Source organism: Propionivibrio sp. (assembly GCF_016790145.1).
Lineage (GTDB): Bacteria > Pseudomonadota > Gammaproteobacteria > Burkholderiales > Rhodocyclaceae > Propionivibrio.
The window spans coordinates 20,257-36,112 of the sequence record NZ_JAEUOI010000156.1 but is presented as its reverse complement, the minus strand read 5'-3'; the positions used below and the strand labels follow the sequence as shown (position 1 = coordinate 36,112).

At 58.7% G+C, this 15,856-nt stretch carries 12 protein-coding genes and 1 riboswitch; of the genes, 8 read left to right on the top strand and 4 right to left on the bottom strand.

What is annotated here, in order from left to right; translation table 11 throughout:
• Together JNM42_RS12850 and JNM42_RS12845 are read left to right on the top strand one after the other, a co-directional pair.
• The coding region (locus JNM42_RS12850; protein WP_294270487.1) for a hypothetical protein at positions 1–214 on the top strand (214 nt) is incomplete at its 5' end.
• Positions 215–420: 206 nt separating this feature from the next.
• A riboswitch (cyclic di-GMP riboswitch) is annotated at positions 421–513 on the top strand.
• A 95-nt stretch (positions 514–608) separates the two neighbouring features.
• Positions 609–3,782 (top strand): right-handed parallel beta-helix repeat-containing protein, encoded by a 3,174-nt coding sequence (locus tag JNM42_RS12845; protein WP_294270484.1) that lies wholly within the window; start codon positions 609–611, stop codon positions 3,780–3,782.
• Between the two features lie 110 nt (positions 3,783–3,892).
• Here the strand turns inward: JNM42_RS12845 and recJ are convergent, their stop codons facing one another.
• Positions 3,893–5,608 carry a single-stranded-DNA-specific exonuclease RecJ gene (gene recJ / locus JNM42_RS12840; RefSeq protein ID WP_294270481.1) on the bottom strand — a complete coding sequence of 572 codons (1,716 nt, stop codon included), beginning with the start codon at positions 5,606–5,608 and terminating at the stop codon, positions 3,893–3,895.
• Positions 5,609–5,614: 6 nt separating this feature from the next.
• Positions 5,615–6,682: a hypothetical protein gene (locus tag JNM42_RS12835; protein ID WP_294270478.1), complete on the bottom strand. Its 1,068-nt coding sequence runs from the start codon at positions 6,680–6,682 to the stop codon at positions 5,615–5,617.
• Positions 6,683–7,016: 334 nt separating this feature from the next.
• Here JNM42_RS12835 and JNM42_RS12830 point away from each other — a divergent pair, with 334 nt between their 5' ends.
• Complete coding sequence (locus tag JNM42_RS12830; RefSeq protein WP_294270475.1) at positions 7,017–8,264, top strand: lipoprotein-releasing ABC transporter permease subunit; 1,248 nt, start codon at positions 7,017–7,019, stop codon at positions 8,262–8,264.
• Entirely contained in the window at positions 8,257–8,970 is a 714-nt protein-coding gene (gene lolD, locus JNM42_RS12825) for a lipoprotein-releasing ABC transporter ATP-binding protein LolD (RefSeq protein WP_294270473.1), read from the top strand. Before JNM42_RS12830 ends, lolD begins: the two co-directional genes overlap by 8 nt.
• 156 nt (positions 8,971–9,126) lie before the next feature.
• Here the strand turns inward: lolD and JNM42_RS12820 are convergent, their stop codons facing one another.
• Positions 9,127–9,273 (bottom strand): hypothetical protein, encoded by a 147-nt coding sequence (locus tag JNM42_RS12820; RefSeq protein WP_294270470.1) that lies wholly within the window; start codon positions 9,271–9,273, stop codon positions 9,127–9,129.
• Between the two features lie 191 nt (positions 9,274–9,464).
• Entirely contained in the window at positions 9,465–10,283 is an 819-nt protein-coding gene (locus tag JNM42_RS12815) for a nickel transporter (protein WP_294270468.1), read from the bottom strand.
• A 321-nt stretch (positions 10,284–10,604) separates the two neighbouring features.
• Between JNM42_RS12815 and JNM42_RS12810 the strand changes: the two genes are divergently transcribed.
• The 4 genes from JNM42_RS12810 to JNM42_RS12795 all read left to right on the top strand — a co-directional run bounded on the left by JNM42_RS12810 (position 10,605) and on the right by JNM42_RS12795 (position 15,819).
• The gene (locus JNM42_RS12810; RefSeq protein ID WP_294270465.1) at positions 10,605–11,786 is read left to right on the top strand and encodes a hydrogenase small subunit; all 1,182 of its coding nucleotides are present in this window, start codon (positions 10,605–10,607) and stop codon (positions 11,784–11,786) included.
• Between the two features lie 2 nt (positions 11,787–11,788).
• A complete protein-coding gene (gene hybA, locus JNM42_RS12805; RefSeq protein ID WP_294270462.1) occupies positions 11,789–12,784 on the top strand; it encodes a hydrogenase 2 operon protein HybA in 996 nt (331 codons plus the stop codon).
• Entirely contained in the window at positions 12,781–13,965 is a 1,185-nt protein-coding gene (hybB, locus tag JNM42_RS12800; RefSeq protein WP_294270457.1) for a Ni/Fe-hydrogenase cytochrome b subunit, read from the top strand. The genes hybA and hybB overlap by 4 nt, the downstream gene beginning before the upstream one ends.
• Before the next feature lie 147 nt (positions 13,966–14,112).
• A complete protein-coding gene (locus JNM42_RS12795; RefSeq protein WP_294270454.1) occupies positions 14,113–15,819 on the top strand; it encodes a nickel-dependent hydrogenase large subunit in 1,707 nt (568 codons plus the stop codon).
• Positions 15,820–15,856 lie beyond the last annotated feature (37 nt).

The window sequence follows — 15,856 nt, the reverse complement described above, 5'->3', positions numbered from 1 at the left end:
TGCTCGTAAACCTGCTTCAACTGCTCAGAGGAGAATCGATTCGGTTCGAAAGCAATACGAACGAGCCAACTGCGCGACTTTCTGGTCATTGCTGAGCTTCTCTGTCGATGGAGGTAAAGCCCTCAATAACGAGCGACATCTCGACCATGAGTGGCCCCGCAAATCCGGGACTCAGACATTCCCGACCAATGCGCAAAACCCATCTTATGCTTAAGTTTGCTCTATTGTTTGTGGAGCTAATACCGTACTCCGTGCCCTGGGTCAGCGGCAGGCTGGTGTGTATACTGCGCTGTAAGAGCGGTGCCACGGTGAGAGAAGTTTCTGTGAGAGAAATTTCTGTTGAAGTATTTTTTTGAAATTTTCTTGAAATAGGTTGACACTGGCCGGCTACCGGCTTATGTTGAGTTTGTTTTTGCTTGACGTACGAAAAGGCAAACCCGACCGAAAGGCGGGGACGCAATGTTACCGATCTAATGGTGTCTTTCAGACGCCGATGACAGCGGAACTGCCGAAACGACCCAGTTTACCTGCTTCGGCAAATTCCCCCCTGGTAATGCATCCCCCGATTTTCGCAAGTTTGCGTTTCACTCATTTCTTGTGGGGGCATCATGATTTTCGTCCATTTCCAGCCAAGGCTGATTTCTGCAAGGCTCCTGTTTCTGGCAACCATGTCGGTGCTGTCAATGTCGACAGCAATCGCCGCCACCTACTACGTGAATGCTGCGACGGGCAGCGACACCTGGTCAGGAACCAAGGCCGACCCTGTTTCATCGCCTGTTGCCGATGGGCCTTGGTTATCGCTGGCCAAGGTCAGTGCTACCGCGCTGCAGCCGGGCGACTCCGTTCTCCTGCGTTGCGGTCAGACCTGGTACGAATCACTGAAGCTTACCAGTTCAGGTACGGCTGCCAATTCGATCAACATCGGCACTTATCCGGGGGCTTGTTCCACAGCACCGCTCATCGATGGGGCGGTGGCCATCCCCGCAGACAACTGGACGCTTTACAGCGGCCAGATTTACCGGGCTCGCCTTCCTGTAAGCTTGACAGGTGACGGCACCTTTGATGCGGGGATTACTGGTTGGTACAACTGGTCTCCCAGCAATGATTCCGTCTTGAGTCAAGGCACGAACTGTGCTGCCAACTCCAGCAGTTGCCTTAACTTTGTTGCTGGAACTGGTCCCGGCAACAGCCTGGTGGTCAGTAAGGAGTTTAAGTTACTTCCGATGGTTTATCAGGCCACCATCAGCATCAAGGCGCCTGCAGGTTCTGTCATTCGGATGATAGTCAGGCGAACAGTGTCTCCATGGGATTCGGTGGGATTAAACCAGTCGATCACTGGAACCGGTTCTTGGCAAACCTACTCGTTTCCATTCAGGGGAACAGTGGCTCTCGCCAATGCTCGCTTGGACATTGAAGTTCCAGCCAAAGTCGCGGTCAGCCTCGACAATGTCGCCGTCGAGGTTGTCGTCGGTTCCCCCAGGCAATTGCTTGCCGACGGGTTGCAGATGACCCCAGCCCGCCATCCGAATATTGGATTCAATTCGGTGCGACCGCAGTCTCCTTATTTCCTGAATGTGCAGGATGCCGACCAGACACTGGTGAACGGTGCCTATCGAAGCACATTCATTACGACCGGGAGCGATCTGCAGTTGCCGTCAGGCGCGACTCTCTTGCCCGGCATGCGGGTACGCATCCGGACAAATGCCTGGACGGTCGACGAGCGCAATATCGCGTCAATTGCCGGCAACCGGCTGACGTTGTCCTCGCCTACAAGCTTTGTTCTAAAGGCTGGTTGGGGTTATCTCTTTGAAGGCGCCCTGTGGATGCTGGACAGTCCAGGCGAGTGGCATTACGACTCGACAACTGGTTATCTTTACGCATGGATGCCAGATGGGAGCCCCCCCGGTAACCGGGTGGCTGTTTCACGCGTCGATGCGGGCATCGATCTTGCGGGAAAATCGAACATCGTTGTCGATGGACTCGCGATGCGCAATATCAGGTTGGGGGTCGGCATGCGCGGATCCGCCAAAGTGACGCTTCGTAACACCACCGTCGCCGATACTATCGACCAGGGTGCCGATGTGGCGGGTTCAACCAATAGTTCGCTTACCGGAAATTCGTTCGCTCGGACCGGGCGCGATGCCATTTTCGGCATTGACATTGTCACCGGGCATATGGCTACCGGTCTTCAGGTCGTCGGAAACCGAATCGTGGACAGTGGCGTACGTGTCAGCAACGGACAGATCGTAAGCTTGCCGGTTAAATCTTTTGGTGCCATTCTTTCGGGCAATAATGCGCTTGTTTCCGGCAACACCATCATCAATACCGGATACAACGGGATTCTTCCAGGATCGAATTCCAGGGTAGAAAACAATTACATCGAAAACGCCAGCATGGTCTTGGACGACGGTGGGGCGATTTACCTCGGCGGCACGAACAACAACTCGATTGTCAGCAACAACGTGGTGTTTCATGTTCCGGGTGCCGTGGAGGGCAAACCGACCAACAACTCGCGAGGGCAGGGGATATACATCGACGAACTTGGCAGCGGTGTGACCCTTTCCGGAAATACCGTCATCGACGCAGAATACGGTTTTCATGTCCACAATGGGGCCAACAACGTAATCCAGAACAACAAGCTCTACGGTAATCGTCGCTACCAGCTATGGCTTGAGGAAGACAGCAAGGTGATTTTTCCGAGCGGCGATGTCAGAGGAAACCGCGTCAGTGGGAACACGATGGTGCCCTCCAGTGTCGGCGCTTCGGTCTATCACCGAAGCAATTTTACGACCGCCGACCAGTTCTCCACGTATGACTCCAACATTTATTCAACATTGTTGTCTCCACTGGTTGCGGCGGAGGAAACTGCCAATGGCAATTCCTACCTCACTTTAGCGCAATGGCAGGCGGCGAAGACTGCTGGTGGTTTACCCCGAAACCTTGATGCACTGGCTCGTCAGGCGCCGGCTGTTACTGGGGCTCACTACCGCGTCAACGGGGCGAGCATCGTGCCGAACGGAAAGTTTGCACTTGGTCTCGCTGGCTGGGTTTCCTGGAACGATACTGCACCTCTGGGCGTGCAAACGCTAGAGACCTGCAGTGTTGGGCCGTGCCTCAGGTACAGCGCAGGTGCCACTTCCGGGCTCGTCTTGAGTTCCTATTTTTCTGTAGTTGGGGGGACGTGGTACCGCATGGCCTTCGATATGAAGGCCAGTGTCGACGGGTTGCCGATTTTCGTCGGCGTTCAACGTAGCGGTGGCGGCTCCAATGGCTACGAGTGGCTCATGAGCGGGATCAGCGCGATCAATGCTTCGCCCACATGGAAACGCTACGTAGTCTATTTCCAGGCGACCAAGACCGTTAAAGCCGGCGACCCGCTGACGCTGGATCTTGGGGCGCGCCTGGACTTCGTCGGCGTCAGCCCGGGCAAATCGCTTTGGTTGGCCAATATTGAAATCGTCCCGGCATTGCCAGCTGGTTTGCCGATTCGAACAAACATTCTGATGAATTCGTCTCACCTCACGACTACGGCGGACTGTCCGGACTCGGGAGCGGATGCGGGTGCGTATTGCAGTAGTTACGTCCGTATCACAGACGGGAATCCGATCATCTTTCCCTATACGCTTGCGCCGCTTGAAACGCAGATCATATATTCTCTTGGAGATATCTTGATCGATACCGATGGCGATGGGATTGGTGATAGTCAGGATCTATGCCCAAGAACAGCGGCCGGTGCCGGTGTCGATTCGCGTGGATGTGCAATCGGTGAGCTTGCCGGATAAAGCCGTGACCCAGACGTCAGATTCAAATTCCGACACAAGTATCCACGCCCTTGCTCGGTTTAGTCCCTGCTGGCCAAAACCTGAGCAACGGGGGAATAAGATTTTCAGCTTTATCCGATATTCTCGATGTGCTCGATCATCAACTGCGGTGTCTGCACGCCGTTGTAGTCGTTGATCGCCAGCCGGTAGGCTGCGCGGATGGTGTTGCCGGGCGCTGCACTGAAGTTGAACTGGATCGCATCAAGGTGCTGCTGGCCTTTGCGCAGGCGCAGCTTGAGGTGCTTTTCCTTGAGCACGCGCTGGTTTTCGACGACGAACTCGTCCTCGAAAATCGGCGCCGGAAAGCCTTGTCCCCAGACCTCGTTTTCCAGCAGGCTCACGGTAGCGATCGAGACGTAGCCAGATTCCAGCCCACCGTCGGTTTCGAGCGTGCGCGTCAGGTCGGCCGGTGACAGGAGTTCCTCGGCGATCTGCGCGAACAGTTCGCGGAAGTACGGAAAATCGGCTTCCCTGATCGTCGCGCCAGCGGCCATGGCGTGGCCGCCAAAGCGCAGCAGCATGGTCGGCGCTCGTTTGGCAACGAGGTCGAGCGCATCTCTCAGATGCAGGCCCGGGATCGAGCGACCGGAGCCCTTGACTTCACCATTCTCTCCGCGCGCGAAGGCGAACACCGGGCGATGCAGTTTCTCCTTGATGCGCGCGGCAAGGATGCCGACAACACCCTGATGCCATTCTGGATCGAACAACGCGACGCCGGCCCCTTCGCCGGTGTCCAGCGTTTCAAGGTGGATCAGCGCCTGATCCTGCATTCCGGATTCGATGGCCTTGCGTTCACGGTTGAGCGCATCAAGCTGTTGCGCGATGTTCAGGGCACGCGCTTGATCATCGGTGATCAGCGATTCGATACCGAGCGACATGTCGGCGAGTCGCCCGGCGGCGTTCAGGCGCGGGCCGACGATGAAGCCGAGATCGAGACTTGTGGCCTTGGACGGATCGCGTCCGGCGGCGCGGAAGATGGCACGCAGGCCAGGCGTCAGCTTGCCTTCGCGCATGCGTTTCAGCCCTTGATTGACCAGAATGCGGTTGTTGCGGTCGAGTTGCACGACGTCGGCCACCGTGCCCAGCGCAACGAGGTCGAGCAGCGCAGCGAGGTTCGGTTCATTGCGTCCGCTGCCTTCGGCAAACCAGCCACGCTCGCGCAGTTCGGCACGCAGCGCGAGCATGACGTAGAACATGACGCCGACACCGGCGATGCATTTGCTCGGGAAGCCGCAGCCCGGCTGGTTCGGGTTGACGATGCAGTCCGCCGCCGGCAATTCGGCGGCAGGCAGATGGTGGTCGGTGATCAGTGTGGCGATGCCCAGTTCGTTGGCGCGGGCGACGCCTTCATGGCTGGCGATGCCGTTGTCGACGGTGACGATAAGGTCGGGCGAGCGCGTTGCGGCTAGTTCGACGATCTCCGGCGTCAGGCCATAGCCGTAGGTAAAACGGTTGGGCACCAGATAGTCAACCGTGGCGCCTGTGTCGCTGGCCATCGCCCGCAGCGCCCGGATGCCGACGGCACAGGCGGTGGCGCCGTCGCAGTCATAATCGGCAACGATGAGGATTTTTGCTTGCGCCTCGACGGCGTCGGCGAGCAGGATCGCCGCCTCGGCGGCGTGAGTCAGCAACGCAGGCGGCAGCAGGGATTTGAGTTCGTAGTCGAGTTCGCTGCGCGTCTGGATGCCGCGTGCCGCATAGAGACGGGCAAGCAACGGATGCAGCCCCTGCTGCTCAAGCTGCCATTGAATGCGCGGCGGGATGCTACGGGCTTTGAGGTGGGTCATTTAATACTATCCTTTGGCCAATTCTTTAGCCAGCAGGGCCATTGGCTGTGGGCGGCGCCACAGCTTCCACTGGTCGCGGCGTCGGCTCTCCCAGGCCAGCGTGGCGTAGGCGGTTGAAGCTTCGATACGCAATTGCCCGATCCGGCCTCTGGCCAGCGCTGTGCGCAGTGGTGCGAACCAGCGGCATTCGAGCCCGGTTATTCCTGCGCGGTAGGCCTCGCCGTTTTCGTATTGTGCCGGCCCGAGCAGGTCGTCGAGTACAACAAGAGGGCTGTTTCGCGCTGCGGCGTGATCAAATAGGGTCGCAGCGTCGAGCGGCAGCGGATGCGTCGGGACACCCGCAGCGCCGGCGAGGCCCCGTGCCAGCGGGTTGCTGCTCCACACTCCGTCAAACTTTGATGCGCTGCGTGGCGGCAAGCTGCCGGCGCCCCACAGCCACAGGCTGTTGATCGGCAACCGCCCCTCGTTCTCGCGTTGCTGGTTGATCGCGTGGGTGTGCAGAATCATCTGCGCTTCGTTGAGCAGCTTGCGCAGTTCACTGGCCTGCGCTGTTTCGGGCAGTAGTCGTTCGATGCGGCGCCCGGCAACGGCAGAAAGCGGCGGAACGTCAAAACCGGACAGCGCAGCGGCATCCAGACCGGCGCTTTCGGCAAGTTGCAGATACCAGCGCTCGGCGCTAGCGACATGGAAGCGGCCGACATCGGAAAGCTGAGTGTTCAGCTCGTCGGCAAGTGCCCGTGCTTCCTCAAGTGAAATGCCAAAGCTGCCGCTGTCGGCGAGTATCAGGCGATCCTGATGAAAGCGCAGATGCACGGGGTCGGCAGCAATCCAGTAGTCATTGGCGGGATCAATTCGCTTTTCAAGCTCGCCGAGCAAACGAAATGCCGCATAGGGCGTGCCTTCCGGGTGGCCGAAAGCGTCGGTCAACGTGGCTTCGAGCGATTGTGGCGGGCGGTGTGTGAGACGGCTGCGGGCAAGCAAGGTGTTCAGTGCCGGACAGACCAGACCCTCCAGGGTGTCGCGGTCATCAGGTTCGGGCCAGATGAGTTCGGGGACGAGCAGGGTAATTTGCATGGGCTATCGAGGCACGGTGATTAAACCGTAAAACGCGTTTAACGCAGAGTGCGCAGAGACGAAGAGCGCGCGGAGAGAAAAGGAAATAGTTGCTTGTGTCGCTGCTCGGCTTGCACCAAGTTTGGCAGGCGGGCAAAACCTGTCGCGAATGAGTGTACCATGGCAACTTTGCAGGATTGGACTTGCCTTCGTCCCAAACGCGTTTCATATGGGGCGTTCAGGGAAATCGCCTGGATGATACTCTGGTTTCTCTGCGTCCTTTACGCCTTTGCGCTCTCTGCGTTGAAAGCGGTTTCTTGGATTTTACCAACCACAAGAATAGAATCTGCCACTGATGGCCCTACCTTACGAATTGCTGATCGGCCTGCGCTATACGCGCGCCAAACGGCGCAACCACTTTATATCCTTCATTTCAATGATCTCGATGCTCGGCATTGCGCTGGGTGTCGCGGCGCTGATCGTCGTCCTCTCGGTGATGAATGGCTTCCAGACCGAGCTGCGCGGGCGTATTCTGGCCGTCGTCTCCCATGTACAGATCAGCGGTGCCAGCGGCGAGATGGCCGACTGGCAGCATGTCGCCGAGCAGGCCGCCAGGCAGCCGGGGGTGCTGGCGGCAGCGCCCTTCGTGCAGGCGCAGGGCATGCTGTCTTTCGGGCAATCGGTGCGCGGTGCGATGGTGCGCGGTATCCTGCCCGATTTCGAAGACAAGGTCGTCGATTTCCGTACGCACATGAAGGAAGGCAGTCTCGATTCACTGGCACCGGATTCCTTCAATATCGTTCTCGGTAGCGAACTGGCGCGTGCGCTCGGTATTTTCGTCGGCGACAAGGTAACGGTCATCGCGCCGCAAGGCGTGGTGACGCCGGCCGGCGTCATCCCGCGCCTGAAAACCTTTACCGTCAGCGGTCTGTTCGAGGTCGGGATGTTCGAGTACGACAGCGGGCTGGCGCTGATCCGCATGGAAGATGCGCAACGACTGTACCGCATGGAAGACCGCGTCTCCGGCGTGCGCCTCAAACTTGACGACCTGTTCAAGGCCCCGGCCCTTGCCCGACAATTGGCCAACCGTCTGGATACCGCCGCCTACATCAGCGACTGGACCAAAAGTCACGCCAACTTTTTTCGCGCCGTGCAGATCGAGAAGAACATGATGTTCATCATCCTCTCGCTGATCGTTGCCGTCGCCGCCTTCAACATTGTGTCGACACTGGTCATGGCGGTCACCGACAAGCAGGCCGACATCGCCATCCTGCGCACACTCGGGGCCAGTCCGGGCAGCATCATGGCCATCTTCATGGTGCAGGGTGCGCTGATCGGCTTCATCGGCCTTGGCCTCGGCATTGCCGGCGGCGTGACGCTGGCGCTCAATATCGATGTCGTTGTGCCCTTCATTGAGCGTCTGCTCGGTACGCAGTTCATGTCCAAGGAGGTCTATTACATCTCCAACCTGCCGTCCGAATTGCAGTGGAAAGACGTTACTACGATCACCAGTGTGTCCTTCGTGCTTTCGCTGGTGGCGACGATTTATCCGAGCTGGCGTGCCTCGCGAGTCAATCCGGCGGAGGCGCTGCGCTATGAATGATGCGTGCGACTCCAGGCCAGTCGTGCTGGCCTGTCAGGGACTGAAGAAAATTTACCGGCAGGGCACCGGCGAGGGTGCCGAAGTGCCGGTGCTGACCGGTGTCGATCTGCAGATCGTGGCCGGCGAGCGGGTCGCGGTGGTCGGAGCCTCAGGTTCGGGCAAGAGTACCCTGCTGCATCTGCTCGGCGGACTGGACTCCGCCAGCGCCGGCAAAATCCAGTTGATGGGGCGCGATCTTTCACAGATCAGCGACGCCGAACGTGGTGTCATGCGCAACCGACATCTTGGATTCGTCTATCAATTTCACCATTTGCTGCCTGAATTCACGGCACTTGAAAACGTCGCCATGCCCTTGATCATCCGGCGTCTGCCGAAAGCCGAGGCCGAGCAACGTGCGGCGGCGGTGCTTGCAGATGTCGGACTATCGCACCGGCTCGATCATACGCCATCGGAACTTTCCGGCGGCGAACGGCAAAGGGCGGCAATTGCCCGAGCGCTGGTTACCGAGCCGGCCTGTGTTTTGGCCGACGAACCGACCGGCAACCTTGACCGGCAAACCGCCGAGGGTGTGTTCGAGTTAATGCTGGCGCTCAATCGCTCGCGGCAGACGAGTTTCGTGATCGTCACTCACGATCCGGGACTGGCCGGGCGCGCAGACCGGATATTGACGCTGCGCGACGGGTCTTTCCTGGGGAGCGCCGAATGAGCGGACACTCAGCGTGCTGATATCAGCGGGGGCCAAGCACACCGCTATTCCAATCGGGGCTTCAGATAAAAACCTGACTCCTCGCCAGTAGCGGTGATTTGTCTCTTGCTACGCCCCTGGAGTGCGAGGGCCTTGAAACCTGCCAAGCAAATCAGGCTAGATCCCTGAATGATAGACCTCGGGCAGATGTTTCCGATGGCGTGCGACCCAATCAACAACCAGACCGATGGCGGGTGAGGCCAGGCACGAAACCATAAACACGATAGCAAAACCAGCGCCAAGTACCGAGATTTCCGTTCCCATTTCATTCTCCTTCAACTTGTTTATCCGGCTTTAATGTAATTAGTCGATGGAGTTGCGGCAAACGATAAAATCTCACTCGATGCATGAGAATATTTCATCCATGCAGCGACCTGAATACCTGCATTTTCAAGGGGGATGCGAAAGCGGATAGTCGACTCTGGGGGGTCGACAACGCCTGGAATATCCGGTTTTCAGCGTGCGCTGTTGGTTGCGAGCGGTGGGCGGGTGAGTCCCTGGGTGGCAATGAAAGCAAGGGCCAGCAACACGATTACGCCGATGCCGAGCCCGAGTTCCTTGCCTTCGTACCAGACGGCGACGTCGGAGTGCAACCAGCGCGCTAGGCCAAATGCCGCCACCGAGAGGCTGATCAGGGCAACCAGCAGGCCCATCACCCGCGAGGCCATGCGGGCACGTTGATCGGCGCGACGCAGCAGGCGGGCAATCCACAAGCCATTGATGCCATCCATTACCAGCATGCCACCGGTGAAGGCCAGCCCGAGGATCAGGGCATGGGCAATGCCGCCGTGCTGAGTTGCCGTGACGGCAAATAGCGCGGCCTGGCTCATGGTGTCAAACGACAGGGCGAAGAGGGCGCCGACTGCGGCAATCGCCAATGGATGCGATGCCGACTGCAAGCGCGTGAGCAACCCGGCCTTGAGACCTACCGGGGACACCACGGCATCCGGCGCGGTCAGTAGTACCGCCCGCAGATTGAGCAGACCAAGCAGCGTGAGAAAGACGATGGAGATCCAGGTGCCGACATTTTCCATCCACTCCGGTACCTGCCACTGGGTCGAAGCGACGCCGACGCCGAGCGCAATGATCATCACCACGGCACCATGGCCCAGAGAGAACAGCGACCCGCACCAGCGCGCCCGAGACGGCGCCTGCCGCAGGTTGTAACGGGTCAGCCCATCGATGGTCGCCAAGTGGTCGGCGTCGAGCCCGTGTTTGGCGCCAAAGACAAATACCAGGGCGAGAAGAGTAAACCAGTCGTTGGGCAAATCCATGAGCGGCACCTCAGGTGGGGTTCGAATTACGAGCCTATGATTTTTTTGAAATATATCATACAAGTTCAATTCAGACGCGGTGCTTCGGATGATGAAACAGTGAAACGATATATTTTTACATCGGATGGTACTCAAGCCGGATTGAAAACTGGTTAGTCAGATGGTTACAAGATAATCGATTTTTGCTCTCATTGCTGCGCCGCAACACAGCTAAGTCATTGAATTGGCGGAATTGAAAATCATCGTCCGGGGTGGCACGCGACTTGCACTGCTTACTCCCATTCGGTCCGGACGCGGCCAGACACCAGGAGGAGACAAGCGATGGGCGATCTGAATGAAATTTTTGATCTGGAGCGCAAGACCTTGCACGACGTCGTACAGCGCCTTGACATGTCGCGCCGCGATTTTCTTCAGTTTTGCTCGACGCTGGCGGTTGCGATGGGTTTACCAAGCGGCGCCGAGGCGGCGATCGCCAAAGCGATAGAAAATGCCAAACGCCCGTCGGTCATCTGGCTGCACTTCCAGGAATGTACAGGATGCTCCGAGTCGCTTCTGCGCGCCGAGCACCCCACTCTGGAGAAGCTGATCCTGGATGTCATTTCTCTTGACTACCACGAGACCCTGATGGCCGCCGCCGGCCACCAGGCCGAGGCCGCACGCAAGGACGCCATGAAAGCCAACAAGGGCAAGTATGTCCTGGTCGTCGAAGGCGCCATCCCGGTCAAGGAAAATGGTATTTATTGCAAGATTGGCGGGCAAACGGCGATCGATATGGTCAAGGAATGCGCGGTGGATGCGGCGGCAGTGATTGCCATTGGATCCTGCGCCTCATGGGGTGGCATGCCGTCAACCGGCCCCAATCCCTCCGGCTCGACCGGCCTGGGTGAAGTACTTGGCAAACCGGTGGTGACGATTCCCGGCTGTCCGCCGAATCCCTACAACTTTCTCGCCAGCGTCGTCCATTTTCTGACTTTCGGCAAACTTCCCGACGTCGATAAGCTGGGACGTCCAAAGTTTGCCTATTCTCGCCTGATTCATGAAAACTGCGAGCGCCGGGCACACTTCGATGCCGGTCGCTTTGCCATGGAGTTCGGCGATTCGGGACATCGCCAGGGTTACTGTCTCTACAAGCTCGGTTGCAAGGGGCCGGAAACCTACGCCAATTGTCCGACGCTGGGTTTTGGCGATGCCGGGGAGAATAACTGGCCGGTGGGCTGTGGACATCCGTGCATCGGATGTACGGAGAAGGGGGTGGGTTTCACCAAGCCGATCCATCAGGTCGCCAGGATGCTCAATGTCGCACCGCCCTTGCAATACCCGCGTATTGTCGAAGAGCAGGGCCAGGGCGCAACCTTCGCTTCGGCCGCAGCGCTGACTGCCCTCGCGGCGGCGGCAGCGGGAGCGGCGGCAATGCTCACCCGTAACCTGGGTTTGTCGCACGCGGCCGAGGAGGCCCAGCGCGCCAAGGAAGCCAGCAAGGCGAAAGAGAAGGAGGGGATGTAATCATGACAACCCGGCGAAATTTCCTGAAAGGCGCTCTCGCCAGCGGTGCCGCAGTGACCGGTGCCGCGATTGCTCCGCCCGTGTGTGCGCGGGAAACGCGATCGCGTCCTCCCGAGGCGCTTGGCTTGCTCTATGACGCCACCTTGTGCGTTGGCTGCAAGGCCTGTGTATCCGCCTGCAAGGCGGCGAACGACAATCCGCCGGTGTTTTCCACCGACGATCATCTGTGGGATACGCCGCTCGATACTTCGGGGTATACCTTCAACATTATCAAGATGTACCGCAACGGCACGATGGAAACGAAGGACGCCGAAGTCAACGGCTTTGCCTTCATGAAGACCTCTTGCATGCATTGCGCCGATCCCTCGTGTGTCTCGGCCTGCCCGGTCACGGCGATGGTCAAGGATCCGGTCACCGGCATTGTGTCCTACGACCCCGATGCCTGCGTCGGCTGCCGCTATTGCGTCGTCGCCTGTCCCTTCGGCATTCCCAAGTATCAGTATGACTCGCCGACCGGCAAGATCGGCAAGTGCGAGTTGTGTCGCCATCGCTACGAGGACGGGCATTATTCGGCCTGCGCCGAAGTCTGCCCGACTGGCGCCACGCTGTATGGCAGAACCTCCGATCTGCTCGCCGAAGCCAAGCGACGCATCGCGCTGGCGCCGGGGAGCATGACCGTCTATCCGCGCGGAAAGCTCGGCGGACCAGATCAGAGCTACGAGGGGCCGGTCGGCAATTATCTCCAGCATGTGTATGGCGAGACCGAATACGGTGGCACCCAGGTTCTGAAGCTTTCGGCGGTGACCTTCGCCAAGGTCGGCATGCCCGATCTGAAGCCTGAAGCCGCAGCGGCGACGTCCGAAAACATCCAGAATGCACTTTACGGCGGGCTGATCATGCCCTTTGCCGTGCTCGCCGGAATGACCTATGTGGCCAAACGCAACGTTCATCATGACGACGATGAACCGGCGGACAAGCCAGGGAAGGATCGATCATGAGCACAGATCAACATACCGTACCGGCGCCGGTCGGCGGCAGCCTGCTAAATACCACCACATTTACCTGTGGCGTGCTGATTGCCGTCATGGCAACAATCATTCTGATCCGCATGTTTTTTGGTCTGGCCTCGACGACCAACGTCAACGATGGTTATTCCTGGGGCATCTGGGTGGTGGTCGACGTCTTCATCGGTTCGGCGCTCGCCTGCGGCGGCTTCTGCATGGCACTGCTGGTCTATATTTTCAACAAGGGCAAGTACCATCCGCTGGTGCGCCCGGCACTGCTCAGCAGTCTTTTCGGCTATACGTTGGCGGGTGCCGCCATCACCGTCGATCTTGGGCGCTGGTGGAACTTCTGGCATATTTTCTGGCCGGGCTACTTCAACGTCCACTCGGTGATGTTCGAAGTCGCGGCCTGCATCACCCTGTACATCATCGTCATGTGGATCGAGTTCTCGCCAGTTTTCCTGGAGAAAATGGGTCTGCGTGAAACGCGCAAGAAACTCAACAAGGTGCTGTTCTTCTTCATCGCCCTCGGTATCGTCCTACCGATGATGCACCAGGCTTCGCTGGGAACGATGCTGGTGGTCATGGGCGGCCAGGTTCATCCGCTCTGGCAGACTCCGATGCAGCCCTTGATCTACCTGCTCTCGGCGATCACGCTCGGCTACGGCGTCATCCTCTTCGAGTCCTGCGTTGCCGCATCGGCTTACCGCAGGCAAATCGAGGTGCCGCTGCTCAATCCAATGGCTAGGGTCATGCTCGGCATCATGGCCTTGTATCTGGTGGTGCGCTTTACCGACCTGCTGGTGCGTGGTGTACTTGGCTACGCCTTCCAGCTCAACGCCGCCGCACTGACTTTCTGGATCGAGAACGCCTGCTTCATTGCACCTTTCCTGCTCATCGGCACGGTCGAGGCACGGCGTAATCCGGCGCGGCTGTTCGTGGCGGGTCTGGCGGTGATGCTCGGCGGAATCATGCTGCGACTGAACGGTTTCCTGATCGCCTTCGACACCGGGCCGGGCTGGAGCTACTTCCCGTCAGTGCCGGAAATGCTAGTTACGCTCGGCATTTTCGCCGCCAATGTGCTCGGTTACATCATCATCACCCGTCGTTTCCCGGTGTTGCCGAGGGAAGAAACCCCGGTATTGCCGGGGGAAAACGCCCAGTTGGCCCACTAGCCGGCATGGCTCTGGAACTAATCCCGATACTTTAAGTAATCCCCGTTTTTTTACCCTCACCCTCACCCGAGCCCTCCGTCATAGGGCAGGGGAGATTCGAGAGTCGCTGGCGCGACTGTCACGTTAACATAAGGATGGAGACAGAAAATGTCCGAGCGCATAACAATTGATCCGATCACACGTATTGAAGGCCACCTGCGCATTGATGTCGATATTGATCAAGGCCGGATCAAGAAAGCCTGGTCCTCCGGCCAGATGTGGCGGGGCGTCGAGCTGATCCTGCTCGGACGCGATCCACGCGATGCCTGGGCCATCACCCAGCGTATCTGCGGCGTGTGCACCACGGTGCACGCCATCGCCTCGGTGCGCTCCGTTGAAAATGCGCTACAGATGGAGATTCCGGTCAACGCGCAATATATCCGCAACATCATCATCACGGCGCACGCGGTGCATGACGCCATCGTACATTTCTATCATCTGTCGGCGCTTGACTGGGTCGATGTGACCTCGGCGCTCAAGGCCGATCCGGACAAAGCCGCGTTGCTGGCTGAAAGCCTGTCGTCCTGGCATCTGAACAGCAAGGCCGAGATGCGGCGCGTCCATGAGCGGCTCAAGCATTTTGTCAATGGCGGGCAACTGGGCATCTTCAGTAATGGCTACTGGGGGCATCCGGCGATGAAGCTGTCGCCGGAGGTGAACCTGATGGCCGTGGCGCATTACCTGCAAGCCCTGGAAGTGCAGCGCAAGGCGAACAAGATTGTTTCCATTCTTGGCTCCAAGACTCCGCACATCCAGAACGTGGCCGTCGGCGGTGTCGCCAACCCTCTGGCCACCGACTCGCCGGCCGTGCTGACCGTCGAACGTCTGATGACGATCAAGGCCTGGATCGATGAACTGGATGACTTCGTCAAGAACGTCTATCTGGTCGATGTTGCTGCCGTCGGCGCGTTCTACGCCGACTGGACGGCGATCGGCAAAGGGGTTACCAATTACCTTTCGGTGCCGGATATTCCGCTCGATGGCAAGGGAACGCAGTTCGCTTTTCCCGGCGGCTACATTGAAGCCGGCGATCTGGCCAAGCGCAAGCCGATCAACTCGTTCAATGATGAATACTGGATCAAGGGCGTCGAAGAGGCCGTCAAGCACTCATGGTACAACTACGACAAGGCCGGCGCCCTGCATCCCTACCAGGGCCAGACCGTGCCGAACTACACCGACTTCAAGCCCGACGAAAAGTATTCCTGGTTGAAGTCGCCGACGTTCTACGGCCAGACTTGCCAAGTTGGCCCCTTGGCCAGGGTGCTGAACGGCCTGGCGGCCGGTCATGAGCCCACAACGAAGTACGCCACGGCCACTCTTGATCTGGTCTCCACGCTGGCCAAGACCAAGGTCGGGCTCGACGCCATGCACTCGACCATCGGCCGTCATGCCGCTCGCGCCATCACCTGCTGTCTCAACGTCGATCTGCTGAACGAGCAATGGACGGCATTGCTCACCAATATGGGCAAGGGCGATATGGCGACCTTCAACAAGCCGGTGTTTCCCAAGGGCGAAGTCATGGGCGTCGGCATCCACGAGGCTCCGCGCGGCGTGCTGTCGCACTGGGTGGTCATCGACAACGGCAAGATCAAGAACTACCAGTGCGTGGTGCCCTCAACCTGGAATGCCTGCCCAAGGAACGACAAGGACGAACCGGGACCGTACGAGGCTTCATTGCTCAACACTCCGATTGCCGATGCGCAAAAGCCGCTGGAAGTGTTGCGTACCATTCACTCCTTCGATCCCTGCATTGCCTGCGCCATCCACCTGACCGACAAGGAAAACGACACCGCCATAAGCGTCAAGGTGGTCTAGCCGACCGTCAGCTTGCAGCCATGTGCATTTGCCCGGC

Excerpts from the sequence above, each read along its gene's own strand:
- JNM42_RS12845 (WP_294270484.1), top strand. The coding sequence starts at position 609 with ATGATTTTCGTCCATTTCCAGCCAAGGCTGATTTCTGCAAGGCTCCTG.
- recJ (WP_294270481.1), bottom strand. The coding sequence starts at position 5,608 with ATGACCCACCTCAAAGCCCGTAGCATCCCGCCGCGCATTCAATGGCAG.
- JNM42_RS12835 (WP_294270478.1), bottom strand. The coding sequence starts at position 6,682 with ATGCAAATTACCCTGCTCGTCCCCGAACTCATCTGGCCCGAACCTGAT.
- JNM42_RS12830 (WP_294270475.1), top strand. The coding sequence starts at position 7,017 with ATGGCCCTACCTTACGAATTGCTGATCGGCCTGCGCTATACGCGCGCC.
- lolD (WP_294270473.1), top strand. The coding sequence starts at position 8,257 with ATGAATGATGCGTGCGACTCCAGGCCAGTCGTGCTGGCCTGTCAGGGA.
- JNM42_RS12820 (WP_294270470.1), bottom strand. The coding sequence starts at position 9,273 with ATGGGAACGGAAATCTCGGTACTTGGCGCTGGTTTTGCTATCGTGTTT.
- JNM42_RS12815 (WP_294270468.1), bottom strand. The coding sequence starts at position 10,283 with ATGGATTTGCCCAACGACTGGTTTACTCTTCTCGCCCTGGTATTTGTC.
- JNM42_RS12810 (WP_294270465.1), top strand. The coding sequence starts at position 10,605 with ATGGGCGATCTGAATGAAATTTTTGATCTGGAGCGCAAGACCTTGCAC.
- hybA (WP_294270462.1), top strand. The coding sequence starts at position 11,789 with ATGACAACCCGGCGAAATTTCCTGAAAGGCGCTCTCGCCAGCGGTGCC.
- hybB (WP_294270457.1), top strand. The coding sequence starts at position 12,781 with ATGAGCACAGATCAACATACCGTACCGGCGCCGGTCGGCGGCAGCCTG.
- JNM42_RS12795 (WP_294270454.1), top strand. The coding sequence starts at position 14,113 with ATGTCCGAGCGCATAACAATTGATCCGATCACACGTATTGAAGGCCAC.